This window comes from Hymenobacter sp. BT188 (assembly GCF_014333585.1).
Taxonomy (GTDB): Bacteria; Bacteroidota; Bacteroidia; order Cytophagales; family Hymenobacteraceae; genus Hymenobacter.
This window is the reverse complement of record NZ_JACSCW010000008.1, coordinates 1-25,793: the sequence shown is the minus strand read 5'-3', so window position 1 is coordinate 25,793 and position 25,793 is coordinate 1. Positions and strand designations below refer to the sequence as shown.

Genomic DNA, 25,793 nt, shown 5'->3' with positions numbered 1-25,793 from the left:
TTTCTTCGCTACAACTCAAGCCATATTAGATAGAAGCTATCAGTAACCGTAGTGACGCATATCGCAAGAAGTCTGCATTAGCCCGGTTAAGGCGAAGGTTCTTATTCTTACTCATAGCCTGCTAGTGAAGAAAGAAAAGCTAGTAAGTACACCCCTAAGGAATGACTGCTGCTGTAGCCGATTTTGCCTATTCAATAGAAAGTTGCCCAGATAAGTTTGGACGGGCTATGTGGGCAATCTAAGACAGATTATTATATTGTGCAAACGATTGCGCTTCCTTGCACTGTTGCTGACCTGCCTTTTCGCCCTGATCAGCCACCCTGTTTAGCTCCTGCTTATGCTACGAAACACGCTACTCTTTCTCCTGCTTTTTGGTAGTTGCTGGCCTGCATTGGCCCAAAAAGCGACCTTCAATGGGCTGGGCTCCGAGCTAGGAAATCTATACCGCCTCTCCGACGCCCAAACCCGTTCCATCAGCCCCGAAAACTTTAACGGCGCCAAAGGCAAAGGCGGCATGGCCACCGAGGGAACCGGCAAAAATGCCTCCCGCGACTTAGGCCAAGGATGGAAAGTAAGTCCGAGCGTAATAATCAAAGCTGGTCAGACCATCAGGGTGGCCGAAATAAACGGTTCGGGAGCCATTCAGCACATCTGGATGACACCCACCGGACTGTGGCGGTTTGCCATTTTTCGCATGTATTGGGATGGTGAGAAAGAGCCCTCGGTGGAAGTGCCGGTGGGCGATTTTTTTGGCCAGGGCTGGGGGCAAGTAGCCATGCTCAACTCGATTCCGGTGGTGGTAAATCCTGGCAGCTCATTCAACTCCTACTGGCTGATGCCCTTTCGCAAGAAGTGTCGCATCACGATGGAGAATATCGATGAGAAGGATATGGTGCTGTATTATCAAATAGACTACACGCTCACCGATGTCCCCAATGATGCGGCCTACTTCCACGCGCAGTTCCGGCGCCAGAATCCGACACAGTACAAAGTACCCTACACGATTCTGGATGGCGTGAAGGGTCGTGGTCATTATGTAGGCACTTACATGGCCTGGGGCGTGAACAGCAACGACTGGTGGGGCGAAGGCGAAATCAAGTTTTACATGGACGGCGACAAGGAGTGGCCCACCATCAACGGCACGGGCACAGAAGACTACTTTTTGGGCTCCTACAACTTCGAGAACAAGAAAACCAAGCAGTACCAGGAATACACTACACCATACGTAGGTCTGCACCAGGTAATCAGGCCAGACGGGTTGTACCAGGCCAATACGCGTTTTGGAATGTACCGCTGGCACATCCCGGATCCGGTCCGCTTTCAGCAGGATTTGCGCATTACCATTCAAGCCTTGGGCTGGCGCTATAATGGGCGTTATCTGCCTTTACAGGATGACGTGGCGTCGACCGCTTTCTGGTACCAGACGGAGCCGCACGCGCCATTTCCCAAGCTGCCTAGCAAGGATGATTTAGAAACCAAGTAACGCTCAGCCTAGTCTCTGACTCCTATCAATATCAACTCGTTAATCCGTCAATTTTGCCCCCCAGCATGTCTATTTCCTCCTCCCGTCGCGAATTTCTTCAGCGTAGCACGCTCGGCCTGGGCGCGCTGGCCTTTTTGCCTTACTGTACCTCCCGCACCAGCCCCGACGCAGAAAAGGCTGTCGGAGGCGGTAAAGCCGGCGCTACTTATACGAACCCCGTGTACGCCGGGCAGTTTCCCGACCCGTTTGTGCTGCGGCATGAGGGCACGTATTACGCCTTCGCTACTACCGGCCAAAGCCAGAAAAAGGACGGACGAATTTTCTCTATTCTGACTTCCAAAAACCTCTACGATTGGGAGGAAGTAGGCGGCGCGCTTACGCCACCCGCCGGCTCGGAAGGCGCTGATTTTTGGGCCCCGGAGGTGGTATTTGTCAACGGCAAGTTCTACATGTACTACTCCAGGGGCGGCGGCGCTATCAACGCCAATGTAGGTCACCGCCTGCACGTGGCTACCAGCGATAAGCCAGCCGGACCATATCAGGAAGTGGCGCTGATGGATGTGCCGGAAAGCAAGTTCACCATTGATGCTCACCCCTTTCAGGACACTGACGGCAGCTGGTATCTCTTCTACGCCCGCGACTTTATCGATTCTAACGACGGCTACTATCCGGGTACCGGCCTAGTGGTAGATCGGCTTATTGACATGACGAAGCTGGCTAATGAAAGCCGCACCGTGATGCGGGCGCGCCACCCTTGGACGCTGTTTGAAGCCAACCGCCGCATGCCCATTTATGACAACAAGGTGTTTGCGCAGTGGCACACGCTGGAGGGACCATTCATGCGCAAGCACGAAGGCAAATACTACTGTTTCTACAGCGGCGCCAACTTCCTGACCGACCGCTACGGCGTCGATTTTGTGGTAGCCGATTCTATACTTGGGCCATACTCTGATGCCGGCGCCGAGAAAGGTGCCCGCGTGCTGCACTCAGTACCGGGCAAAGTGCGCGGCCCCGGCCACCACTCTCACGCCATGAGCCCCGACGGCAAAACCGAAGTACTCGTGTATCATGCCTGGGACGAAGCCATGAAGGAGCGTCAACTCTGCATCGACCCACTCGCTTGGACACCCGAAGGCCCCCGCTGCCAGGGCCCTACCTACACGCCCCAGCCCAGGCTGACATAGAGCTCCGCAAAAAAGCCCCACAGACTGTCATGCAGAGCGGTAGCGAAGCATCTCGCGTGCTGATGCTGGAGTACTATTACTACTACCGCGAGCGAGATGCTTCGCTACCGCTCTGCATGCCCGCCGCTTATTAAATAATAAGCTGACTTCCTGCTCTACATCTTACTCTTTATGAGACTTATCAAATACCCTCTCCTCCTATTGACTTTGCTTGCGCAGCTTCCTGTGCAAGCTACCGTGCGCGTGCCTAAGCTAGCGGGCGACCATATGGTGCTTCAGAGAGATAAGCCCCTGCAACTCTGGGGTTGGGCCGACGCAGGCGAAGCAGTAACGGTTTCGTTTCGGGGGAAAACCTACCCGGCTAAAACGGGTGGGCCGGGGGGCAAATGGACGGTGACGCTGCCGGCCCAGCCAGCCGGAGGCCCTTATGAGATGACCATCAAGGGCAAGAATACTCTCCAAATCAAGGATATTTTGCTGGGTGACGTGTGGCTGGCTTCCGGTCAATCGAACATGGAATGGCCGCTACAGCAGAACGTGGTCAACTTTAAGCAGGAAATAGCCCAGGCAAACTTCCCTTGCATACGCCTGCTCAATGTGCAGGATGCCACGGCGGCTGCCCCACAGGTGGAGTTCAAGAGCAAAGGCTGGCAAGTGTGCAGCCCCCAGACGGTGGGGGGCTTTTCGGCCGTGGCCTACTTCTTCGGGCGCGATTTACACCAGCAGTATAAAGTACCTATCGGGCTGATTTCGAGTGAGTGGGGTGGCACGCTCGCCGAAGCTTGGATCAGCGGGGCAGCCTTGCGCAAATTTCCGGAATTTGCCCCCCAGGTGGCCGCGCTGGAGTCCAACATGGGCCCGGCGCGCCAGCAGGCCGACTATCAGGCTGCACTGGCCGCGTGGAAAAAGAGCCCCGCCAGCCAAGATCGGGGCTTGACACCGGGGCAACTTTCCTGGGCCGATCCGAAGTTTGCCGCGACTAGTTGGCCTTCAATGCAGGTTCCGGGCCTGTGGGAAGAGCAAACCGATCATCCTGAACTTAACACCTTCGATGGCATTATCTGGCTACGCCGGGAGGTGACATTGCCGACGGCCGCTGCTGGTCAGCCGCTTTCGCTTTCGCTGGCTCAAATTGATGACCGCGACTCTACCTGGTTCAATGGCGTATTGGTGGGCAGCACCAACGGCTACACCCAGCCTAGGCGCTATACCGTGCCGGCCACAGCCGTACGCGCTGGTCGCAACGTGCTGACGGTGCGCGTGGTAGATACTGGCGGGGGTGGCGGCATCTGGGGTAAACCCGAAGAGCTTTATCTCAAAACGGCTACCCAAACTATGCCGCTCACTGGCTCCTGGCAATACCAACCTGCCTACGATCCAGCGAGCGTTCCCAAAAATCCTTTCCCCGGCGGCACTCAAAATCAGCCGACCATGCTTTACAACGCCATGATTGCCCCTCTGGTCCCTTATGCGCTAAAGGGTGTCATCTGGTATCAGGGCGAGAGCAACGCCGAGCGTGCGTATCAGTACCGCACGTTGTTTCCGGCCCTTATTCAGGATTGGCGGGCGCAGTTTGGGCAGCCAGATTTGCCGTTTTTATTTGTGCAGCTGGCCAGTTTTGGCCCCCAGCAAGACCAGCCCGCCGACTATGCCTGGGCTGAGTTGCGGGAGGCTCAAATGATGACGCTCGCGCAGCCTCACACCGGCATGGCCGTCGCCTTGGACCTCGGCAATCCCAACGACATTCATCCCCTCAACAAGCAGGATGTGGGGCATCGCTTGGCTCTGGAAGCGCGGCGAGTGGCTTATGGCGATAAATCGGTTGTGTCTTCCGGACCGACTTATAAGTCGATGAAGGTGGAGGGCAACCGCATTCGCCTGCAATTTGAGAATGTAGGCAGCGGCCTTGTGCTAAAAGACAGCAGCGGGCCGCACCTGAAAGGCTTTGCCATTGCGGGAGCCGACCGCAAGTTTGTGTGGGCTCAGGGCAAGCTGGAGGGCAATACGCTCGTGCTTTACAGCGACCAAGTATCAAAGCCGGTAGCCGTGCGCTATGCCTGGGGAAACAGCCCCTTTGTCAATCTATACAACAAAGAAAACCTGCCCGCCTCTTCCTTTCGCACGGATACTTGGCCAGGTATCACAGAAGGTAAGAAGTAAGATATTTTTTGCGTAAATTACCCAAGGTTTTGCGCTGATTTTTGCACAAAGCATTGCGTTATCAAGTCTTTTTCTCCAAAAAAACTACTTCTGTGGCCAGCAAGCGAGCGTCCATTTCCGATATGGCGAAAGAGCTGAATGTATCCGTCTCTACCATTTCGCGGGCACTTAGCAATCATTCCAGTATCAGCGAGGCTACCAAGAAAAAGGTCTGGAAGCTGGCGCAAGACCTTAACTATCAGCCCAACCATCTGGCAGCTGCGTTGCGCAAGGGCAAAAGCAATTTGCTGGGCGTAATTGTGCCCCACATTGATGGCCACTTTTTCTCCTCCGTAATGCATGGCATTGAGACGGTGGCCAGCAAAGCGGGTTTCAACGTCCTGATTTGCCAGTCGAATGAAGATGTGACGCACGAGCGCAAGAATATTGAAACGCTCATTAATGCGCAGGTAGAAGGCATTCTAGTGTCGTTGGCCCGCACCACCCGCGACTTCAAGCACTTCGAAAAAGTTCGGAAGCGCGAAATTCCGCTCGTGTTTTTCGATCGGGTTTTGGAAGGTCAGGACGTGAATGCCGTGGTAATTGACGACCGCGAAGGCGGCTATCTGACCACTAAGCACCTCATCGCGCAAGGCTGCCAGCGCATTGCCCATTTTGCGGGCCCGCAGCATCTGAATATTTACAAAAACCGCCGTCAGGGTTACTTAGATGCGCTTCGGGAGCACGATCTGCCCATCAATGAGGATCTGATTTTTTACTGCGATATGACCCTCGAAGACGGCATTGTGGGCATGAAACACTTGCTTCAACTGCCTGAGGTGCCGGATGCGGTGTTTTCGGCTAGCGACTTCTCCATTGTAGGCGCGATGCAGGTGCTGAAAGCCCAACACCTACGAGTGCCGGAAGATATGGCGCTGGTTGGGTTCAGCAACGAGTCATTCACGTCTCTCACCGAGCCCATGCTCACCTCCGTCGACCAACGCTGCGAGCAGATGGGGCAGTCGGCGGTGCGCCTGTTTCTGGAACTGGTAGAAGAGAAGAGCACTAAATTTTCACCCCGCCGCATTGTGCTCCAGCCCGACCTGATTATTCGGGATTCTTCTATTCGGGAGAAAGTCGGCGTGTAGCAGTGCCTTAGCTTTCCATACTCAAAAAAGCCCCCCAGCTATGAAAATATCATGGCTGGGGGGCTTTTTATACTAAAATGCACGCGTGCGCTACGCTACTTTCGTAAACACGGCGGAAACCCAGTTATTCTTGGTGAGGTGAGACTGAAAAACCAGCTTTTGCTTTTTGGCTTCCGCTTCAATCAGGGCCAGATCTTCCTGATAAAAACCGCTGAACAGAATAGGTGAGCCAGTGGGCAGCAAGGCCGCGTAGGCGTACATATCTTCCAGTAGCACATTGCGGTTGATGTTGGCCAGAATCAGGTCGAAGGGAGCCTCGCCTTCCAGCACCTCTACCCCACCCAAGCGGCACTCAATGTTGGAGCAGTGGTTTTCAGCGGCATTGTCGGCGGCGTTTTCTACGGTCCAGGGCTCCACATCTACGGCCAGCACCTCACGGGCCCCGAGCTGAGCTGCCATGATGGCCAGAATACCAGTGCCGCAGCCCATGTCCAGCACGCGTTTGCCAGCGTGGTCTACGCCGAGTTGATTTTCAATCATCAGGGCCGTGGTTTCGTGGTGGCCGGTGCCAAACGACATGCGCGGCATAATCACGATATCGTACTCAATTGGCTCGGGCTTGGGATGAAACGGAGCCCGCACCGACACTTTATCGGCAATAACCAGCGGTTGAAAATTCTTCTCCCACTCAGCGTTCCAGTTTTGGCGCGTGATAATGCGGTGGCTATAGTCGAGCGTGCCGATGCCGGAGTAGCGGGCCATTACCTCGGCCACGGCATCGGGGTTGAAATCGCCCTCCCCAATGTAGGCGCAAAACCCTTCGTCGTTGTCCTCAAAGGTGTCGTAGCCAACCTCAGCCAATTCGGCTACCAGAATATCGGCCAACTCGCGCGGGGCCAGTACGCGCACTTCCACAAAATCCATAAGGGTCAAAAAGAAAAGTCAGAAACGAAAATGCCGCCCGAAGATGGGGCGGCAAAGTTCGCAGGAAAAACTCAGCTATAATACGGTTGCTTTGAAGTGGTTGTTGCTCCTTATGTTAAGCCCCAATACTGCTCCACAGCTGGCGGCGCAGAGAGCCCTCATTGCGCCGAATCCGGCTAATCAAAAGCCAAACAGACGCCATGAGGACAGTTACTATGGCCACGCGCACCCACCACCACGGTAGGAACCACAAGCCCGCCGCCACCAGTACGGAAGCCGCACTCATAAGCTGAGAAGTATTATTGCGCATAGCGCTCAGCTCCTTCGTTTTTTTCACTGGCTTAGCATGGCAGAAGCTTGCCCACAAGCCCACACTCATTAACGCGCCCACGCTCAACGGCAACAGCCACAGCACGTCCCACACACTGGACGGAAACAGTACCATCAACAGCACAGCAGATATAAGGCAATCGGTAAGCACTACGGGGAGTGCCAGCCGGAAGTAAAGCTTCAATATGCGCGGCGTCAGGCCAATTCGCTGTATTTCGTTAGCGGCCAACGGCATGAGGTAGCCAAAGAGGTTGTTATTGATATAAGTGAAGCTCAGCACTGGCAGGAACGCGATGTAGAGCATACCATTTGTCCTCATTTTACCATTGGTTTCTACTAGTGTGGTGCAAATGCCCATCAGTACTATTTTGAACAACAGGCTTACCAGCAGAGGCACCCAGACTTTCAACAAGTAGGCTTTGCTCTCGGGTGCTAAGCGGGCCAGCAGACGGATAGATCTTTCGGGGGCACCGGCTATCAGATGGCGAGCGTTGAAAAAGCGCCCCAGCCACCAAAGCTGCACACCCCACAGCACCCACGGCAGCAGGGCCATTATTGCGCCCAGCGCCGCATGGTACGGCGCTTTGGGCAAGGCCAGCCACACGCCGCTCGCCGCCAGACTAATCAAGTGCAGTACTACCACTGGGTGGCGCCAGAGCCCCAAGGAAAACAGCAAGCGCAGATTGAAGCTGGTAGCGGTAGCACTCAGAATCAGTAGCAGGCTAAACCCTATCTCCAGGCGCAGCCGTTGCGCTATAGCCAAAGCCAGCAGCAGCCCAAAAACAAAGGCAAACCGCCGCAGAGAAATAAAATCAAGCAGAAAAGCCGTCACCAGATTTAGCCTGCCTGATACGGGGAAATGCTCGGGCAAAGGCCGCTGCACCGCCCGAAAGGAGGGCATAAAATCTATCAACAAGGTAGAGGTGAACAGAACACCGTTTAGCCCTAGCAGCAAGCCCTGTAGTGTGGCCGCTTTCATATCGCTGTTGCAAATGGCCCCCAACAGCCCACCATAAAGCAAACCTGTACCGAGCAGTAGCATGCTTACGACACGCTCTTCGCCGGCTGCGGGCCAGACAACAGCCAGCAGACGACGCCTTAGCAGGTAGGGCAGAAAATGCCCTAGCGTTGGTTGGTTAGCCATGTCAGATCTTGGGTAGAGGCAGTGGTGGGTTGGAGCAGCTGAAGCAGCGCGTCGTTGAGGTAGGCCTGCTGGCCTTGCAGAAAGTCTTCCATCGTGCCCCAATACTTTACTTCGCTCTCGTCCAGAATAAGCAAGTGAGTAGCGACCTTCTCGATATGCGTCAGGTTGTGCGTTGATACAAACGTGACGGCCTGCGGACGGTAGCTGTTTAGCAAGGCGAGCATGCGTTCGACGGAGAAGACATCGAGGCCGTTGAAGGGCTCATCGAGGATAAGCAGCTCGGGGCGGTGCAGCAGGCAGGACGCTACGGCCACTTTCTGCTTCATGCCCGTTGAAAAGGAGCTGAGCCGCTTGGTACGCACGGTATCGTAGTCTTCCAGCAGGTGAGCCAGCAGACTTTCAATGCGCGTCATGGCGTCGGGCAGTTCGTAAATGCGCGCTACGAATTGCAAGTACTCAATGGGCGTGAGTTCTTCCACCAAGTAGCCCTGATTTATGAGCGCGCCCATGCGCCGCTTTACGGCCACTGGAAACGTTTCGCCCAGTGGTACGCCATCCAGCAACAGCTCGCCGCTGCTGGGCAATAGTACGTTGGTGAGTAGGTTGAACAGTGTGCTTTTGCCGGCCCCGTTGCGCCCCAAGACGCCAACACAACACCCCGTTTGCGCAGCGAAGGAAACGTCGTTCAGGACTTTTTTCGACCCAAATGATTTGGTAATACCGCGTAATTCTAGCTCCATCTAATAAGAAGTATAAACGTGGGTAAGCACTGCCTTTTCAGCAGATAATTTTGCTAACAAGGTACCACAAACCGCCCAGGTACAGCTTACCGTAATGCGCAAAAAGACAGCGCCCACCCAAAATGTTTTGGGTGGGCGCTGGGCTTAATAAGCTGGGTTTCCTACTGCTTACGGCAGCCGGCGTATGAGCGCACGTCGGTGTAGTGAATGCTGAAGTCGGCGAGGTTGCGGTTGTCGGTTACAAACAGGGCGTAATCGGCGAAGTCGCGGGCCATGGTGAAGTACCAGAAGCCGGCTTTATCGGCAAATAGCTTGTTGGACTCCTTGAATATCAGCACATCGGCGAAGGCTTCTTCGGGCTCCAGATATATCGTGGCGAAGCAGTAGCTGCGGCGGCGCGGGTCGGTTTCGAGATAGATGCTGCCGTATATGCGGCATGGCTCAATGGATTGGGCCGAGCTGGGGGGCGAAGTTGGTGCTGGAGCCGGCTGGGGGGCAAAATTCATTCCCCAGCCCAGCGTTAGCCAACTCACTAGCAGCAGATAAAACGTCATGATTTCTTAGTAAAAATATACCTGCTTGCCAGACAACTGTATCGTCTGCCTTGGTTCGGTGACTGAGCCTTTTCCTTCTTAGAAGGACTTGATAATCTCGGTGAAGTCGCGCGATTTGAGGGAGGCGCCGCCGATAAGGCCGCCGTCGACGTCGGGCTGGGAAAACAGCTCGCGGGCATTTTGGGCATTGGCCGAGCCTCCGTAGAGAATGGTGGTATCGAGGGCGGCTTTAGCGTCGTAAGCGCGGGCAATCTGCTCGCGGATGAAGGCGTGCACTTCCTGCGCTTGCTGGCTGGTAGCGGTTTTGCCCGTGCCAATGGCCCAGATCGGCTCGTAGGCAATAACTACCTGCTCAAACTCTTCATTGGACAGATGAAACAAGCCATTCTGAAGCTGCTTACCGATATAGTCGTTGGTCTCGTTCATTTCCCGCGTATCCAGGCTTTCGCCCACGCAGAAAATTGGCTTCAATCCAGCGGCCAGCGCGGCTTTCAGCTTCTGGCTTAGTAGCTCATCGTCTTCGCGGAAATACTGACGCCGCTCTGAGTGGCCCAAAATCACATATTCGCAGCCCACGGAAGCCAGCATTTTGGCCGACACCTCGCCGGTATAAGCGCCTTTTTCCTTTTGATGGCAGTTTTGGGCACCGAGGTGAAAATTGCTGCCTTGGGGCAATTGCCGACCTATAGCCGACAGAAAAGGGGCTGGGGGGCAAATCACAATCTGGACTTCAGAATTGGTCACCTCGTCGGCTACCATATTTGTGATTTCAGATACCAGGGCCAGACCGTCTTGGTAAGTCATGTTCATTTTCCAGTTGCCGGCAACGAGGTTTTGGCGCATAAGCGAAAGGTAAGTGGATGGGAGAATGGATGGAGCCGCAAGTTAGGCGGAGTATCGGCAATGGCGGTTGGTGTCGGTGGCTATGTACGGCTTCGGGACAGAAAAACGCCCCCCAGACCAACCAGTACAGCCCCAACAAGCGCCGCCCAGGCCAACTCGGGGTAAGCAGCGCGCTGCGCTACCCATATGGCTACCAGCGCCCAGGTAAGCACCAGCGGATACACGCTTTCCCGAAAAGCCCGGCTTATTATAAGTCCCAGCGCCACTACCACCGCCAGCAGCCCAAACGCGAGCAGCACGGCCACATTCAGAGGCGTTTGCCAGCCCATGTCGCGCAAGCCTAGGGTAATATTAATTGCAGAAGCCACCGAAATCCAGCCCAAATACAAGGCAAACGGCACACTCACCCACGCAGAAGCTTCACCAGCCAGCACTTGCCGCCGTGCCCGGCCATACACGATAATGAGCGCACCCAGAATGACCAGCATGGTTAGCACGCTCAACCCAATCAGCTCATAGGCAAACAGCACTACCCAGGCAGCCGTAGCCAGACTAGCCACCGTGAGCGGCACGGCAATGGTATCGGGCAGAGAGTTGTGGCGCTGCGCGGGCAACAGCTGCCACACGGCATAGATGGTCAGGGCCAGGAAAATTGCCCCCCAGATACTGAAGGCATAGCCTGCGGGCGTGATAAGCGTCGGATACTGGGCCGAGACAGCGCCCATGGTTTGCCCATTGAAAGGATAAGCCTGGCTGTAATAGTTCAGGCCAATGTTGCCCAGAATACTCAGAGCCGCGAGCCAGCGCCAAACGCGTGCAGCCTTCATCGAAGCAGTCAGTGAGTTGTCGTAAGCAGCAGTTGTCATAAAGTGGATGCGAGGTGTAGTGTTAACATTAACTAGCCTTTTCAGAGGCAGTATTCTGACGCTATTACTGTACGCCTTCTGCTTTATTATTAAAAACAGCTGACAAACCAGGTTAGCTGAAGCTGTATTCTGGTCGCCACTTCTCAATGGTATGATTGTAAATAGCTTGATTAGCCAAGTGCACTGTGCAGGCCGTCCGCGCCCCGGTCAGGACATTAGAATCAGGGGTTTTGTTTTCCTTAATGGCCCGATAGAAGTCGCTCAGCGCATACCAAGAGCCATCTTTCAGCGGTTCAGCACCAGTGGTAATAGGAATACCACCCTCTTTATTCCAAGTGATTTTAGTGGCACCAGTCACTCCGTCTACCGTTCCATACTGCTTTAGCGTTTCCTTCTCCGGGTAATATATGCCCTCATCGATGAGTAGTGAGATGGTGCCCTTTGTGCCTTTGAGCTTAAATAGATAGCCATCGCGAGCGTTGGCACAGGTGGCCCCGAAGTTACCGATCATGCCTTCGCGGGCGTAGCGCACCATCACCTGCACGTTGTCGTAAGTCTCACGGCCATCTTTGTAGTAATCAATACCACCTGTGCCCATTATCTCGTCGGCGTGAGTGTCGAATGCCCAATTGATAAAGTCCATTTGGTGAGAAAGCAGCTCGGCGGCCAACCCGCCCGAGTATTCGCGATACATGCGCCAGTTGATCTGACGCTCCAGGCCGGGCTCGGGCAGCGGACGCCGCCAACTACCATTACGATCCCAACGGCAATCTATCTGGGTTACTTTGCCTAGGTAGCCCTGGGCTATCATTTCCTTCACCCGGTAATACAGCGGCGAGTAGCGGTACTGATGACCCACCTGCAGCGTTTGATTGGGACGCTGCTGAGCCAGCCGCACCAGCTCTTGAGCCTGTGGGATGTCGTAGGTCATGGTTTTTTCCAGAAACACCTGCTTGCCGGCTAGCAATGCAGCTTTGGCCACTGCGAAGTGGAGGTGCAAGGGCACGGCAATGATAACGGCCTCTATCGCCCGCACATCGAGCAAGGCCCGATAATCAGCATAAAGCTTGCCTTTGCCGGCCTTATCTATCTTGCGCGCATCGCGCAGGCGAAAGGGCAGCTCATCGGCTAGCCCTATCACCTCAAACTTATCTGGCAGCTCCTGCAGGATTTTCAGCAAGCCCTTGCCCCGGTCGCCGCAGCCGATGATACCGATCTTTATTTTATCGGCCATGGGTGCGGTGGCAAACACGTCAATCAGCCCGTTGGGCAACAGCAGGCCGCCGGTTAGCAAGCCGGTTTTTTGGAGAAAGTCTCTTCTAGCGAAGTTTGTCATGGGTTCAAAAGTAACCGTTGAAAACCGGAGGTAGCGGTATCGGCCGCAGTCCCGTTGGGGCGCTGATAAATCAGGTAAACCTGTAATTCAGGATGTTGACGCAAAAATACCAAAGCCCCTGCCAAGTCCATGCCCATCAGGGCATTATCGTAGGCGTCGGCCGTCAGCGCGTCGCGGGCTATTACGGTAACGCTGATCATTTCATTCTGGAAAGGATAGCCGGTTTTGGGGTTGATAAGGTGAGCATTTTTCACGCCCCCTACCTGCCGGAACTTACGATAGTTGCCGGAGGTAGTAATTGCGCCCGTCGTCAGGTCAATGATTTGCTGCAAAGCGGGCGCGGCAAAGGCACTGGTATCGGGTCGCTCAATGCCGACGCGCCACCGCTCGCCGCTCGGCCATTTGCGGCCCCGCACCCTAATTTCGCCCCCCAACTCCACCAGATAATCCCGGATGCAGTGGCGTTCCAGCAGCGCGGCCAACACATCTACGGTGTAGCCCTGGGCAATACCGTTCAGGTCGAGTCGAAGAGTAGGCACGTCCTTCACTAAAGAGTCGCCCCGCAAATGAAGCTTATCGGAGCCCACGCGGGCCAGCAGCGCCCGGATAGTTGCTGGCGTCGGCGCGGCCGCTGGCGGGGCCTGTGGCCCGAAGCCCCAGGCCTGCACCAATGGCTCCACTGTGGCATCGAAGAGGCCATCCGTGTCTTGGTAAACCCGCAGCGCCGCGCTGCCTACTATCTTCAGATGTCGGTCGGCCAGCACGCCGCGTCGGGCTTCGTTGAACTGGTTGATTAGGGAGCCAGGATGGTATAGCGAGAGTGAAGCGTCAATTTCGGTTAGCTGTTGGGTTACTTGCTCCTTAGTTACGACACTATCGGGGGCATAGTAAGTAATAGCATAAGTAGTACCCTGAGCGTGGCCGCTCAGGTGGAAAGCCTGAAGGGGAGCCGGCATGGTCACCCACAGCATTAAAAGAGAAAACAGGCCGAATACCATGGGTTTGGGGGCAAAAAGTAAGTATTCGTAGTGTCGGCAGTCGGCACCAAGCCCCGTTTTGGCGCAAGGCGCGGTAGCTGTCCACTACTAAATCGACAAGTTTATTGCTCCAGTGCCAATTTGAGCTTGATTAGAGCAGAGCTGCCGATAGAAAGTATCCAGTTGTGACAGCAGGAAGTTTGATAAATGTGACTATAAACAGAAATATAAGCAATTACGATTAATGGTAAGCTACGGTATTTTCACTTATTAGGCCGTTGCCTACACCCCGTAAAAACTAGGCAGGATAGCTTCATTCAACATTTCACAAAGTTTTTTAAAATAAAAAGGAGTCGTGTAAAAAGTAACGGAAACGTTTACGCAATTAAAGAGACCAATTATATTTTTATTAACTACTAAATTTTCTACGTTTAGTGCACATTCGCCATAGTATCCTGTAAACTAAGCTATTTGCCTTACCTGATCTTGCTTAGTTTCTTGAGTAAGCTAAGCCCTCGGCTTAAGTTCCTCTTTCCTTTCCCTCCCACCACTTACCCTTGACTGATGAATACACTTTACTGTCGTCACTTGTGTCAGGTGATTATTCTTTTAGTTGCGCTGCTAGCTGGTGTAGTCCATAAGGCGTGGGCGCAGCAGACCGAAATCAGCGGTACAGTCATAGAGGAGAAAGGAGGCAGTTTGCCCGGTGTCACGGTACAGGTGAAAGGCACTACTACGGGTACCAGTACCGACCCCGATGGCAAGTTCTCACTGAAATTGCCCCCCGGTGCCACTGCCTTGGTCTTCAGCTACATTGGCTACGCTCCCCAAACCATTGAGATTGGTAACCGGCGCCAGTTCAACGTAACCTTGCGCGAGGACGCTACAGCTCTGGCCGACGTGGTGGTGGTAGGCTATGGTACCCAGAAAAAAAGCCAGACCACCGGCGCTATTTCGTCTGTTACTTCTAAGGAGATTGCTGAATTACCGGTTTCTAACGCCCGTCAAGCCCTGCAAGGCCGGGCCGCCGGCGTCGACGTTATCCAGTCGGGTAGCCAGCCGGGCGGGGGCGTGACGGTGCGCATTCGGGGGCGGCGCTCCATTAATGCCTCTAATGACCCACTGTATGTAGTCGACGGCATTCCGCTGGCCGGCGGCATCGACGACATCAACCCGCAGGATATCGCCTCGCTGGAAGTGCTGAAAGATGCTTCCGCGACTGGCATTTACGGCTCGCGGGGGGCAAACGGTGTGGTGCTGGTAACTACCAAGCGCGGCAAATCCGGCAAATCCGTGGTAGGCTACGATGGCTATTATGGCTTCTCGAACGCGCTGGGGCGGGTTGATGTGATGGATGGGAGGCAATATGCGGAGTACAAGCGCGAATCGCGCCGGACGGCGGGTACCTACGACGACAGTGACCCCGCCGCGGCCGACAGAAAGCTATTTACTGCTGTTGAGCTAGAAGGCATCGAGCAAGGCCGCAGCACCGATTACCAAGCCTACCTGCTGCGGACGGGCGCGATTCAGAGCCATCAGGTAGGTGTGCAGGGTGGCAACGAGAAGACGCAGTTTGCCATTTCAGCCAATTACTTTCAAGAGAAGGGCATCATCAAGACCACGGATTTTACTCGCTACACATTCCGCGTCAATCTCGACCACCAGATCAATGACCGTATTCGGGTGGGCACTTCCACGTTCGGAGTATACAGCATCAATAACGGAGCTGACAGCCCTGTCAATAACCCCGCCTTCGACGGTAGTTCGACCGGTACCTATACGGCGCGGGGCTTCCGTCCATACGGCGGCGCGTTGGAGGAAAACCCCCTAGGGAAACCCTATGATGATGAAGGCAATATTATTTTCCTGCCTACGCCTGATGGCCTGCGCTCCAACCCAGCCGCCGAAGTGGTATCCGGCGCCAATATCGCCGAAACCAAAACCGTGCGCCTCTTTAACAGCATTTACGGCGAGTGGAAAATTCTGGACGGGCTGAAATACCGCCTTAATTTCGGTCCTGACCTGACCAATGAGCGCTTTGGACGCTTCACAGGGCGCTTTACCAATGCCCGGCGTTTGGGCCCGCCCACCGCCCGCACCGAGTACGGGATGCGCTTCAATTACACGCTCGAGAACATTGTCACGTACAATAAGCTGCTTGGCCAAGTGCACAACGTGGGACTGACCGCTCTGCACTCCATTCAGCGCGACAACTACGAATCGGCCTTTATCGATGTGAACGCTGTATCGGCCGAGCCGCAGGAGTTTTATAATCTAGGGCAGGCCGGCTCATTCAACGCTCCCGGCACCGACCTGCGTACCTGGATGCTCCAGTCGTTTATGGGCCGCATCAACTACGATTTCAAGGAGAAATACTTACTCACCCTCACTGGCCGCTACGACGGCTCGTCGCGGTTTGGAGCCAATAATAAGTATGGCTTCTTCCCCTCGGTAGCCGTGGGCTGGAACCTCGGCGACGAGGCTTTTCTCAAGGGTATTTCCTGGCTCGACCAGGTGAAGCTGCGGGCCAGCTACGGCGCCATTGGCAACACCGGTATTACCCCTTATCAGACTCAAAGCCTGCTGGGCCGCACGACCTACGCCTTTGGCACGGCGCCGGCCTACGGCTACCGGGTGGGTACGCTCGGCAACGACGATCTGAAGTGGGAAACCACCACTACCGGCAACGTGGGCATAGACTTCAGTCTGTGGCGAGGCCGGCTCTATGGGTCGCTGGAAGTGTATCAGGCCGATACGCGCGACTTGTTGCTTTTTGACCAATTGCCAATTTCCAACGGCTTCGACCGGGTGCTGCGCAATGTGGGGCACACCCGCAACCGGGGTATTGAACTGACGCTTACTACCGTTAACGTGAATGCGGCCAACGGCCTGCGCTGGTCCACGGACGTGCAGTTCACTCGCAACCGCGAGGCCATTATCGAGCTGTTCAATGGCAAGGCAGACGACATTGGCAATCAGCGCTTTATTGGGCAGCCGCTCCAGGTGTATTACGACTACGAGAAGCTCGGCATCTGGCAGTTGGGCGAAGAAGACGCGGCTAAAGCATTTGGACAGGTGCCAGGCCAGATTAAGGTAAAAGACCAGAACGGCGATGGCCGGCTCGACGCGGTGAATGACCGCGTGATTCTGGGCAGCACCATTCCGAAGTGGGCAGGCGGTATCACGAACCGTTTTGAATTCAAGGGTTTCGACTTATCGTTTTTCGTGTATGCCCGCATCGGCAATATGATTCGCAGCCAGTTTCACACCAACTTCAATCACTTGGCGGGCCGCTATAATAACTTAGATATCGACTACTGGACGCCCTCAAACCCCACCAATGAGTTCCCGCGGCCCAACACGAACCAGGAAGACCCTATCTATGGCTCTACCCTACAATACTTCGATGGTTCCTTCGTGAAGGTGCGCAACATCAACTTCGGCTACAACTTCTCCCCAAGTATTTATCAGGCGCTTAAAATCAGTGGCTTACGACTGTACACAAGCATTCAACAGCCGTTTATTTTTGCCAAATACCGATCTCAGTATAAGGGTATAGATCCCGAAACCTCGGATGTGATCAACGCCGACCAGACGCCATCTGTGCGGCAGATCACCTTTGGCCTTAATGCAAAATTCTAACCTGACTACTCAGTCTTTTTTTGACTTTTTCATATGAAACTTCTGAAACATAGCAAGTTGCTATTGGCTGCAATGCTGTTGCTGGGTAGTCAATCCTGCCAAGACTTGCTGGAGGAGCGCGTGGTGTCGCAAGTTGGGAGCGAGTACATCACCACTGCCGCAGGCTTCGATGCGGGCGTGCGGGCGGTGTACGCCTCACTCCGCGATTTTTACGGACGAGAGAGTGCGATGACCATGACCGTATTTGGCACCGATACTTATACAATGGGGTCTGACGGTTCTTTTAAGTTCGTAAATCAGTACACGACCCAGTTTGACAGCCGTACCCAGTTCGTGGCCGATATCTGGAACTCTTTTTACCTGGGCATTAACACGGCCAACACCATCATCGACCAAGCTGCCAACGTAACGGGCATTGATGAGGCCACTAAAAAGCGCCGCGTGGCAGAGGTGAGGTTTCTACGAGCACATCATTACTTCGTGCTGGTGCAGATGTATGGACCTGTGCCGCTGGTGCTGAACCAGAATACCAAGGCTACGAAAGAAGCTACACGCACGCCGGTACCGGAAGTATATGCCGCCATCGTCAGCGACCTAGAAACGGCGCTACAAGACCTGGCCACGCCCACGCCTGACTACGGCCGAGCCACGAAAGGAGCCTGTGAGCATCTGCTGGCCCGCGTTTATTTGACCAAAGCCACCTCCGAAGCTGCTGCCCCCGACGACTACGCCAAAGCTGCCATATACGCCCAGAATGTTATTAAAAACTACTCGTATCGTCTGCTGCCCGATTATGCCAATGTGTTTGCACAGGGTGCCGGCGAGATAAACGACGAAGTAATTTTTGCCACCCAGTACACCGCCGACCCCACTACCAACGGTGCGGGCAACGAGACGCACTTGTTCTTTGGGATGGAGTACGACGTGCAGGCCGGCATGCGGCGTGACGTTTTCTACGGCCGCCCCTTCAAGCGCTTTCGGCCCACGAACTACACACTCAACACCGTTTTTAGTGATCGGACCAATGACTCGCGCTATCAGAAAAGCTTCCGTAGCACCTATCTCTCCAATAATCCGGGTACGTTCACGAACCTATTTGACAACTCCAAAGCCCGGGTCACTTTCGCAGCCGGTGATACAGCTATCTACCTGCCAGGTGTCGAGTGGACAATGGCTCAGCGGGCCAGAAAGCCCTACCAAGTCTTGGTGCCCAGCCTTTACCGCCCTAACCTCTACCCAACCCTAACCAAGTTTCTAGACCCCTTGCGGCCCGACCTCACTTACACGAACGGCAGCCGTGACTTTTTAATGTTTCGGCTGGCCGAAACGCAGCTCATAGCGGCGGAGGCCCTGCTCAAAACTGGCAAGCCCGCCGAGGCGCTGCCTTTCATCAATTCTGTGCGACGCCGGGCAGCCTTTCCGAGCAAAGAAGCTGCCATGCAGATTACGGCTAGCCAGCTAACGATGGATTTCATCATGGAAGAGCGGGAGCGCGAGCTTTCAGGTGAAATGTTCCGGTGGTTCGACCTTAAGCGCTGGGGGGTACTGATCGAGCGGGTGAAGCTGTATAACCCGGACGCCGCCCCCAACATCAAGCCGCACCATGTGCTACGGCCTATCCCACAGGATCAGATTGACAGAACTGCCGGCGGCGCGGCAGCTTTTCCACAAAACGCGGGATACTGAGAAAAAACACGTCTATCGGATGATCATGCAGCCGGCTGCGCCACATGATCTGAAAAATGCCCCCCAGAAAGTGATATTGGGCCTAGGACCCTTAAGGCCTACGTCTGATAACGCATATTTTAGTAGTTTGACCTAACCGAAGTATACACTTCATTCCATTAATACCTTGAAAACAAACCACTTCTTGCTTACCTGCCTCGCGTTGGCAGTACTGGCTTTCACTCAGCCTCAGCGGGCTGCTGCTACCCCAGCCGATACCTGGCAAAACCTATTTGATGGCAAAACCCTGAAGGGCTGGAAGCGCTTGGCGGGCACGGCCGACTACAAAGTAGAAAACGGAGCTATCGTCGGGACTACTGTTATGAACTCGGGCAATACTTTTCTGGTCACGGAGAAGGAATACGGCGACTTTCAGTTGGAACTCGACCTAATGATTGAGAGCACCGTGAGCAACTCCGGCGTACAGACCCGCAGCCACTTCGATACCCCCGGCCACGAAGGCAAAGTCTATGGTCGGCAGGTTGAAATTGACCCTTCGGCGCGAAGCTGGTCGGGGGGCATTTATGATGAAGCACGGCGTCAGTGGCTCTACCCTCTGGATCTAAACCCCAAGGCCAAGCCGCTTTTCAAGGTGGGTCAGTACAATCACATTACAGTGGAGTGTATTGGTAATGAGATGAAAACCTGGATTAACGGCACGCCCGTGGCCTATGTAGTTGACCCGGTTGATCCGAAGGGCTTTATTGGTTTGCAAGTGCATGGCATTACGACCAAGGAGCAGGAAGGCAAAAAAGTCTACTTCAAAAACATCAAAATCAAGACGACAGACTTGAAGCCTAATGCCTTCCCCGCCGACGTTTACGTAGTCAACTTCGTACCCAACAATCTTACGGCCTACGAAAAGCAGCACGGCTGGAAGTTGCTCTTTGATGGCAAAACCCCGGCTGGCTGGCGCAGTGCCAAGACTGCTACGTTTCCGGCCCAGGGCTGGCAAACAACTGATGGTACACTTACCGTGCTATCGTCTGAGGGAAAAGAGGCAGCCAACGGCGGCGACATTGTTACCAAGGACCAGTATAAGGCTTTCGACCTCTCCTTCGAGTTTAAGCTGACGCCGGGGGCTAATAGTGGTGTAAAGTACTTCGTAACCTTAGACGAGAAGACAGAAGGTTCGGCCATCGGCTTAGAGTACCAGGTACTCGACGATGAGCGCCATCCTGATGCCAAGCTTGGCCGCGACGGAAACCGAACTCTGGCCTCGCTTTATGATTTAAAGAAAGCCGAGAAGAATCCCCGCTTTGTTCATTCCATCGGTGAGTGGAATGTAGGGCGCGTGGTTGTCTACCCCAACAACCGGGTGGAACACTACCTAAATGGGGCGAAAGTACTGGAATACACACGCGGCTCCCAGGAATTCAGAGACCTAGTAGCCCAGAGCAAGTACAAAGTCTGGGCAAACTTCGGGGAAGCTCCAGCCGGCCACATTCTCTTGCAAGACCACGGCAATCTTGTTTCCTTCCGCAGTATCAAAATCAAAGAGTTGAAGTAATTGCTCTCTTCTATCCTGTAAAGCAAGTTCTCATGTCTACCGAACGTCGTCAGTTTATTAAGCAAACTGCCTTAGCCAGCGCCGGGGTATTGTTTTCGCAAGTCAGTTGGTCAGCCAGCAGCTATAAGCGAATTATTGGAGCCAACGACCGGGTGCGCGTTGGGGTAGTCGGTTTCTCAGATCGACACAAGGGTTCGCACATGCCCTGCTTTATGAACCACTACAAAGAATTAAACTTTGATGTGGTAGCCGTGTCGGACATATGGAAACAGCGGCGGGAAGAAGGTGCTGCCGCCTGGAAAGAAAAGCTGGGGCACGATGTGGTGGCCTACCGCAACAATGAGGAGATGTATAGCAAGAAGGCCGTAGATGCTGTCTTCATCGGCACCGCCGATTTTCAGCATGCGCTGCACGCCATTGAGGCCGTAAAAGCAGGCTGCGACGCGTACGTGGAGAAGCCCTTCGCCGAGACGATGGAGGACAACCAGGCCGCCCTGAAGGCCGTCAAAGCCTCCGACCGCATCATCCAGATTGGCTCCCAGCGCCGTAGCGGCAACAACTACCACGCAGCCGATGCCTTTATCAAGTCGGGCAAGTTCGGGCCCATCACCATGGTAGAACTGACCTGGAACGTGAATCAGCCCGGCCGGTGGCGCCGGCCGGCGCTGGTGGCCGGGCTAAAGGAGTCCGATGTGGATTGGAAACGGTATCTGATGAACCGCCCAGCCGAGGCCTTCGACCCACGCAAGTATCTGGAATACAGGCTTTTCTGGCCTTATTCCTCCGGCCTTCCCGGCCAGTGGATGAGCCACCAAATTGACACCGTCCATTGGTTTACTGGCCTGCCGCACCCACGCAGCGTGGTAGCCAATGGCGGAATTTATATGTGGAAGGATGGTCGCCGCAACTGGGATACGATGACAGCTGTGTTCGACTACGGCCCTCTGAATGACCCCACCACGGGCTTCCAGGTAACGTTTGGCTCCCGAATGCACAACGGCGATGAGCGGCCGGCCGAAATCTATTACTCCAACGGCGGTGAGTTGAACCTGATTACCAATCAGGTTTCGCCCAAAGGCGGCTTAAACAAGAAGTTCGCCGAGGCCATGAAGATGCAGGCCAACCTGTTGCCGGAAATGAGCTTGTCCAACACCGAAGCGGTAGTTGCGTCAGCTAATACCGGGGGCGACACGCTGACATCCAATCACATCCGCAACTGGATGGAAAGCGTGCGCAGCCGCAAGCCGCCGCATGCGCCGGTCGAGGCTGGCTACAGCCACTCGATTGCAAATATCATGACCACGGCCGCCGCCCGTACGGGCATGAAGGCCACGTTTGATGAAAAAACTCAGGAAGTGATGGTAGGGGGCAAAGTGTTTACATATTAAGTTAAGTCAGAAGCAATGCTGAACTCTGCGCTTTCCTGGCTTGGAGCCATGCTACTATCCACGCTTGCCTGTTCCGCGGCCTCGGGCCAGCAGAAAGAGGCAGTTCGGATGGTACGAGATGCTAAGCAAAAAAAGATTGATGTGTACATAGGCAAGCAGCTATTCACTAGCTTTTTGTACCCGGATACGCTGGAGAAGCCGGTTTTATATCCGTTGCACACGACCAAAGGCACAGTAGTTACGCGCAGCTTTCCGTTGGTGCCCCGAGCCGACGACCCCACCGACCACCCCCACCACATTGGTCTTTGGTTTAACTTTGAAAACGTCAACGGCCTGGACTTCTGGAACAACTCCTACGCTATTCCGGCGGAGAAAAAAGCCTCCTACGGCTGGATTAAGACGGATCGAATTCTGGAGGTCACCAACGGACCCATCGGCACCCTGGCTTACCATGCCAACTGGACCAATCAGCAAAACGAGGTGCTGCTGGAGGAAACGACCCGTTTTGCGTTTAGCGGTACCAATCGGCAGCGCATAATTGATCGGGTTACGACCCTGAAAGCCAGCACCGACGTGACCTTCACCGACGCCAAAGATGGCCTAATCGGGTTGCGCCTAGCCCACGAACTGCAAATACCGACCGATCAGGACCAGAAGTTCACCGACGACAAAGGCAACGTGACGGTCGTAAAAGGCGGCACCGACAAGCTGGCCAACGGCAACTACCTCACCAGCGCGGGCAAGCGCGGCAACGACGCTTGGAGCACACGCGCGGCCTGGTGCAAGGCATTCGGCAAAATAGGCAGCGACTCGGTCAGCGTCACCATCATCGACCATCCTCAGAACCCGAACTATCCAACCTTCTGGCACGCCCGCGGCTACGGTCTGTTTGCCGCCAACCCCTTAGGCGAAAAGATTTTTACCAACGCAAAGTCGGCCAAGAACCTTCAACTCAAGAAAGGCGAGTCGGTCACGTTTCGCTACCGGATAGTTATCGACGAAGGTAATGCTACCCCCACCAGCAAACAGCTCAACGCAACCGCCGCCGACTTTGCCAAGAGAAGCGTGGCCGCGACTCCGTAAGAGGCTATTTGGGTTTATCGGTGTGGTGTAAAAAAGCATGACCAAGCGAGAAGAAGAGTTCAAGCAGTACGTACGTCACTAGTCCATTTTTCACAGCCCAATACTTAACTTAAGCGGCCGAAAAGTATTATGGCGGCTAAGGGTTTGTAGACACAGTATACAGGCAGGAATTGCGCCGTGTAGCGGTACCAGACCGGCTGACGTCTGTCTGTCAGTCGGCGCTGGAATTGCTTCCGCTGCGCTTCTCTACAAACCTAAAACCGCGTAGCGGCTACTCTGCTTCCCCGGTTAGGGCTGACGCACAGTTTATAAAGCAATATCACGAAATGAAACGTACCCTGCTTACACTGTTGCTGTTTGTCTTTACAGGGCTACCGTCCGCCTGGGCGCAAGCTGGAAACGCGCTTACCTTTAACCACGCGGCTCTTTGTGTGCGTGACCTTGCGGCCAGCACCACTTTTTACAAGTCTGTTTTGGAGCTGCCCGAAACGCCCAATCCATTTAACGATGGCATTCACGCGTGGCTTACGATAGGTCCTCAGTTGCAGCTCCACCTTATTCAGCGGGGCTGTGCGGTGACGCCAGAGAAAAACGTGCACCTATGTTTTAGGGTGGCTTCTCTGAAAACGCTAACTAATCGCCTGGAAAAGCTAAACGTGCCTTATACTAACTTGAAAGGCGACAAGCAGGCACCAACCATCCGGGCAGATGGGGTCAAGCAGATTTATCTTCAGGATCCCGACGGCTACTGGATTGAAATCAATGACGCCAGATAACTGGGCCCAGGACTTGCGCGGACTCATTGCCAAAACCTATTGTACTGGTTCTGGGAGGCTTTTTAAGGTTGTAGCAGTTGCGGCTGCCTCTTCCGCTAGTAGGTTTGCTTGCTGATTGTGCGCTTCCCCGTCTATGGCTGCTGACAGAGCCGACTGTTGCCAAGGGAATTTTTGTTGTTGGTTTATGAAGCCGTAGACCGACGGGCTACCAATTCCGACTTCAGCACTACACTTTGAGCAGACAGAATCGCGCGCTTTTTCTCAATTGCACCCAGCAGGATTCCGGCTGCTGCCTTTCCCATCTCGTAAGCGGGCTGCGTAATCGTGGTCAGGCTTGGGGCAAGCAAGGCGGCAACACCCAGATTGGAGAAGCCAACGACTTTGATAGCGGCGGGAATAGCGCGGTCCAGGGTCTGGCAGGCATAGTAGCTGCTGATGGCTAAATGCTCAACGGAGGCAAAAATACCGTCTATCTCGGGGCGGTGGCGCAGCAGCTTTATAATCCGCTCGGTGTTGCACTCATCGTTGCCGTCACCGCTGAGCACCAGCGCCTCCTCATAAGGAAGGTCGTGGTCGCGCAGGGCGGCCTGGTAGCCTTGCATGCGTAGCCGCCCGATGGATAGTGTACCTGAAACCTGCAAATACGCGATGTGGCGGCAGCCGGCTTCAATCAGGTGTTGTGTAGCGAGGTAACCACTCTCGTAGTCATTGGTGGTCACGCTGGCCGTGGCTATCGCCTGGCATACCCGGTCGAAAAAAACAATGGCTGGCTTACTGACATGCAGCTTTTGCAGGTGGGCAAATTCCCGGCTTTCGCTGGCTACCGACATGAGGAGACCATCAACCCGGCCCCCGGTTAAGTACTGAGTAATAGCGACTTCCCGCTCATACTCATCGTGGGTGATGTAGATGAGCACATGGTAGCCGCTCTGGCGGGCAATTTCTTCAATGCCATTGATAGCCAGCGAAAAGAAAGTGTTGTTCACCTCCGGAATGACCACCCCAATGGTTTTGCTGATGTTGCGGCGCAGGCTGCTGGCGTAAGCATTGGGCTCATAGTTCAGTTCAGCAGCTAATGCTTTTACCCGCATTTTCGTCTGGAGCGACACCTCATAGCTGTCTTGCAAAGCCCGTGAAACCGTGGCAATCGACAAGTTTAACTCCTGAGCCAGTCGCTTTAAAGTAACTTCGTTCATCAAAAAATTTAGCAGAACTAAGCAGCAATGCAGGTGGAACAAAGGAGCTATAGCTCATATTAGAAGTAAAGCTAACGCATTTTGAATAACGGTGGAGGACCTAAGCTACCAGCAGTAACGGTTGTCGAGCCGCTTTGTCATCCGACAACTTTGCAGCTCCTCGAAAGCCAAGTTTGTCGTAAACGTTTACATAGATAAGTAATGCTTCCCCGGTGGGGCAAGCACCAAATTCGCTATACTTGGCACCGCGATTAAGGCGGTTAACGCGGTTTTCAACATCCGCCCGCGACATGCTTGGCACTGCGCCGCCTGACGCTTACTATTAGTTTTCTTTATGCCCATTATCCAAAGCTGGCGCTGGTACGGCCCTTCTGATCCCGTAAGCCTCGCCGATATCCGTCAGGCGGGCGCGACCGACATCGTGTCGGCCCTGCACTACATTCCCAATGGCGAAGTATGGCCCGTAGCCGACATTCAGCAGCGGCAGGCCGACGTAGCCGCGGCCGGTTTAACGTGGAGCGTGGTCGAAAGCGTGCCCGTGCACGAGCAGATCAAAACCCGCACCGGCCCCTTCGCCCGCTACCTTGCCAACTATCAGCAGAGCCTGCGCAACCTGGCAGCCTGTGGTATTCACACGGTCACCTACAACTTCATGCCCGTGCTCGATTGGACGCGCACGGATTTAGCGTATGAAGTAGCAGACGGCTCCAAAGCCTTACGCTTCGAAAAAGATGCCTTCGTAGCCTTCGATGCCCTGCTGCTGCAGCGGCGCGGCGCCCCCGAGGAATACACGGCGGAAGAGTTG

General features: G+C 54.5%; 20 protein-coding genes. 11 read left to right on the top strand and 9 right to left on the bottom strand.

Annotated elements, in window-relative coordinates; all coding sequences use genetic code 11:
- The first annotated feature begins 337 nt into the window (after positions 1–337).
- From H8B13_RS18855 to H8B13_RS18840, 4 genes are all read left to right on the top strand, one after another.
- On the top strand, positions 338–1,483 hold the full coding sequence (locus H8B13_RS18855; RefSeq protein WP_187312378.1) for a glycoside hydrolase family 172 protein: 1,146 nt from the start codon (positions 338–340) through the stop codon (positions 1,481–1,483).
- A gap of 65 nt (positions 1,484–1,548) precedes the next feature.
- Positions 1,549–2,667, top strand: coding sequence for a glycoside hydrolase family 43 protein (locus H8B13_RS18850; RefSeq protein ID WP_187312377.1), 1,119 nt, complete (start codon positions 1,549–1,551; stop codon positions 2,665–2,667).
- A gap of 207 nt (positions 2,668–2,874) precedes the next feature.
- Positions 2,875–4,827 carry a sialate O-acetylesterase gene (locus H8B13_RS18845; protein ID WP_261990468.1) on the top strand — a complete coding sequence of 651 codons (1,953 nt, stop codon included), beginning with the start codon at positions 2,875–2,877 and terminating at the stop codon, positions 4,825–4,827.
- Positions 4,828–4,919: 92 nt separating this feature from the next.
- On the top strand, positions 4,920–5,954 hold the full coding sequence (locus H8B13_RS18840; RefSeq protein WP_187312375.1) for a LacI family DNA-binding transcriptional regulator: 1,035 nt from the start codon (positions 4,920–4,922) through the stop codon (positions 5,952–5,954).
- Between the two features lie 90 nt (positions 5,955–6,044).
- Here H8B13_RS18840 and prmA read toward each other — a convergent pair whose 3' ends face one another.
- The 8 genes from prmA to H8B13_RS18800 form a co-directional block, all read right to left on the bottom strand.
- On the bottom strand, positions 6,045–6,878 hold the full coding sequence (prmA, locus tag H8B13_RS18835) for a 50S ribosomal protein L11 methyltransferase (RefSeq protein WP_187312374.1): 834 nt from the start codon (positions 6,876–6,878) through the stop codon (positions 6,045–6,047).
- Positions 6,879–6,993: 115 nt separating this feature from the next.
- Positions 6,994–8,352 carry a hypothetical protein gene (locus tag H8B13_RS18830; RefSeq protein WP_187312373.1) on the bottom strand — a complete coding sequence of 453 codons (1,359 nt, stop codon included), beginning with the start codon at positions 8,350–8,352 and terminating at the stop codon, positions 6,994–6,996.
- Positions 8,331–9,092, bottom strand: coding sequence for an ABC transporter ATP-binding protein (locus tag H8B13_RS18825; RefSeq protein WP_187312372.1), 762 nt, complete (start codon positions 9,090–9,092; stop codon positions 8,331–8,333). Before H8B13_RS18825 ends, H8B13_RS18830 begins: the two co-directional genes overlap by 22 nt.
- Before the next feature lie 161 nt (positions 9,093–9,253).
- Positions 9,254–9,646: a DUF6150 family protein gene (locus H8B13_RS18820; RefSeq protein WP_261990467.1), complete on the bottom strand. Its 393-nt coding sequence runs from the start codon at positions 9,644–9,646 to the stop codon at positions 9,254–9,256.
- Positions 9,647–9,724: 78 nt separating this feature from the next.
- The gene (tpiA, locus tag H8B13_RS18815; RefSeq protein WP_187312371.1) at positions 9,725–10,489 is read right to left on the bottom strand and encodes a triose-phosphate isomerase; all 765 of its coding nucleotides are present in this window, start codon (positions 10,487–10,489) and stop codon (positions 9,725–9,727) included.
- Positions 10,490–10,569: 80 nt separating this feature from the next.
- On the bottom strand, positions 10,570–11,355 hold the full coding sequence (locus H8B13_RS18810) for a hypothetical protein (protein WP_187312370.1): 786 nt from the start codon (positions 11,353–11,355) through the stop codon (positions 10,570–10,572).
- A gap of 112 nt (positions 11,356–11,467) precedes the next feature.
- Positions 11,468–12,691 carry a Gfo/Idh/MocA family protein gene (locus H8B13_RS18805; protein ID WP_187312369.1) on the bottom strand — a complete coding sequence of 408 codons (1,224 nt, stop codon included), beginning with the start codon at positions 12,689–12,691 and terminating at the stop codon, positions 11,468–11,470.
- Positions 12,688–13,647 carry an FAD:protein FMN transferase gene (locus tag H8B13_RS18800; protein WP_222841484.1) on the bottom strand — a complete coding sequence of 320 codons (960 nt, stop codon included), beginning with the start codon at positions 13,645–13,647 and terminating at the stop codon, positions 12,688–12,690. The genes H8B13_RS18805 and H8B13_RS18800 overlap by 4 nt, the downstream gene beginning before the upstream one ends.
- 585 nt (positions 13,648–14,232) lie before the next feature.
- Here H8B13_RS18800 and H8B13_RS18795 point away from each other — a divergent pair.
- The 6 genes from H8B13_RS18795 (at position 14,233) to H8B13_RS18770 (ending at position 23,792) form a co-directional block, all read left to right on the top strand.
- Positions 14,233–17,310: a SusC/RagA family TonB-linked outer membrane protein gene (locus H8B13_RS18795; protein WP_187312367.1), complete on the top strand. Its 3,078-nt coding sequence runs from the start codon at positions 14,233–14,235 to the stop codon at positions 17,308–17,310.
- Positions 17,311–17,343: 33 nt separating this feature from the next.
- Entirely contained in the window at positions 17,344–18,996 is a 1,653-nt protein-coding gene (locus H8B13_RS18790; RefSeq protein WP_187312366.1) for a RagB/SusD family nutrient uptake outer membrane protein, read from the top strand.
- A 166-nt stretch (positions 18,997–19,162) separates the two neighbouring features.
- A complete protein-coding gene (locus tag H8B13_RS18785; protein WP_315985166.1) occupies positions 19,163–20,545 on the top strand; it encodes a DUF1080 domain-containing protein in 1,383 nt (460 codons plus the stop codon).
- Positions 20,546–20,577: 32 nt separating this feature from the next.
- Positions 20,578–21,933: a Gfo/Idh/MocA family protein gene (locus H8B13_RS18780; RefSeq protein ID WP_187312365.1), complete on the top strand. Its 1,356-nt coding sequence runs from the start codon at positions 20,578–20,580 to the stop codon at positions 21,931–21,933.
- Between the two features lie 48 nt (positions 21,934–21,981).
- Positions 21,982–23,016, top strand: coding sequence for a PmoA family protein (locus tag H8B13_RS18775; protein ID WP_187312364.1), 1,035 nt, complete (start codon positions 21,982–21,984; stop codon positions 23,014–23,016).
- A 326-nt stretch (positions 23,017–23,342) separates the two neighbouring features.
- Positions 23,343–23,792 carry a VOC family protein gene (locus H8B13_RS18770; RefSeq protein ID WP_187312363.1) on the top strand — a complete coding sequence of 150 codons (450 nt, stop codon included), beginning with the start codon at positions 23,343–23,345 and terminating at the stop codon, positions 23,790–23,792.
- Between the two features lie 182 nt (positions 23,793–23,974).
- Here H8B13_RS18770 and H8B13_RS18765 read toward each other — a convergent pair whose 3' ends face one another.
- Positions 23,975–24,988 (bottom strand): LacI family DNA-binding transcriptional regulator, encoded by a 1,014-nt coding sequence (locus H8B13_RS18765; RefSeq protein WP_187312362.1) that lies wholly within the window; start codon positions 24,986–24,988, stop codon positions 23,975–23,977.
- A gap of 334 nt (positions 24,989–25,322) precedes the next feature.
- On the opposite strand from H8B13_RS18765, the gene uxuA reads away from it, so the two are divergent.
- A partial coding sequence (gene uxuA / locus H8B13_RS18760; RefSeq protein ID WP_222841483.1) for a mannonate dehydratase occupies positions 25,323–25,793 on the top strand: 471 nt, incomplete at its 3' end.

What these genes read in the sequence shown, in the direction of transcription:
- H8B13_RS18855 (WP_187312378.1), top strand. Translation starts at nt 338, where the DNA reads ATGCTACGAAACACGCTACTCTTTCTCCTGCTTTTTGGTAGTTGCTGG.
- H8B13_RS18850 (WP_187312377.1), top strand. Translation starts at nt 1,549, where the DNA reads ATGTCTATTTCCTCCTCCCGTCGCGAATTTCTTCAGCGTAGCACGCTC.
- prmA (WP_187312374.1), bottom strand. Translation starts at nt 6,878, where the DNA reads ATGGATTTTGTGGAAGTGCGCGTACTGGCCCCGCGCGAGTTGGCCGAT.
- H8B13_RS18830 (WP_187312373.1), bottom strand. Translation starts at nt 8,352, where the DNA reads ATGGCTAACCAACCAACGCTAGGGCATTTTCTGCCCTACCTGCTAAGG.
- H8B13_RS18825 (WP_187312372.1), bottom strand. Translation starts at nt 9,092, where the DNA reads ATGGAGCTAGAATTACGCGGTATTACCAAATCATTTGGGTCGAAAAAA.
- H8B13_RS18820 (WP_261990467.1), bottom strand. Translation starts at nt 9,646, where the DNA reads ATGACGTTTTATCTGCTGCTAGTGAGTTGGCTAACGCTGGGCTGGGGA.
- tpiA (WP_187312371.1), bottom strand. Translation starts at nt 10,489, where the DNA reads ATGCGCCAAAACCTCGTTGCCGGCAACTGGAAAATGAACATGACTTAC.
- H8B13_RS18810 (WP_187312370.1), bottom strand. Translation starts at nt 11,355, where the DNA reads ATGACAACTGCTGCTTACGACAACTCACTGACTGCTTCGATGAAGGCT.
- H8B13_RS18805 (WP_187312369.1), bottom strand. Translation starts at nt 12,691, where the DNA reads ATGACAAACTTCGCTAGAAGAGACTTTCTCCAAAAAACCGGCTTGCTA.
- H8B13_RS18800 (WP_222841484.1), bottom strand. Translation starts at nt 13,647, where the DNA reads ATGCCGGCTCCCCTTCAGGCTTTCCACCTGAGCGGCCACGCTCAGGGT.
- H8B13_RS18795 (WP_187312367.1), top strand. Translation starts at nt 14,233, where the DNA reads ATGAATACACTTTACTGTCGTCACTTGTGTCAGGTGATTATTCTTTTA.
- H8B13_RS18790 (WP_187312366.1), top strand. Translation starts at nt 17,344, where the DNA reads ATGAAACTTCTGAAACATAGCAAGTTGCTATTGGCTGCAATGCTGTTG.
- H8B13_RS18780 (WP_187312365.1), top strand. Translation starts at nt 20,578, where the DNA reads ATGTCTACCGAACGTCGTCAGTTTATTAAGCAAACTGCCTTAGCCAGC.
- H8B13_RS18775 (WP_187312364.1), top strand. Translation starts at nt 21,982, where the DNA reads ATGCTACTATCCACGCTTGCCTGTTCCGCGGCCTCGGGCCAGCAGAAA.
- H8B13_RS18770 (WP_187312363.1), top strand. Translation starts at nt 23,343, where the DNA reads ATGAAACGTACCCTGCTTACACTGTTGCTGTTTGTCTTTACAGGGCTA.
- H8B13_RS18765 (WP_187312362.1), bottom strand. Translation starts at nt 24,988, where the DNA reads ATGAACGAAGTTACTTTAAAGCGACTGGCTCAGGAGTTAAACTTGTCG.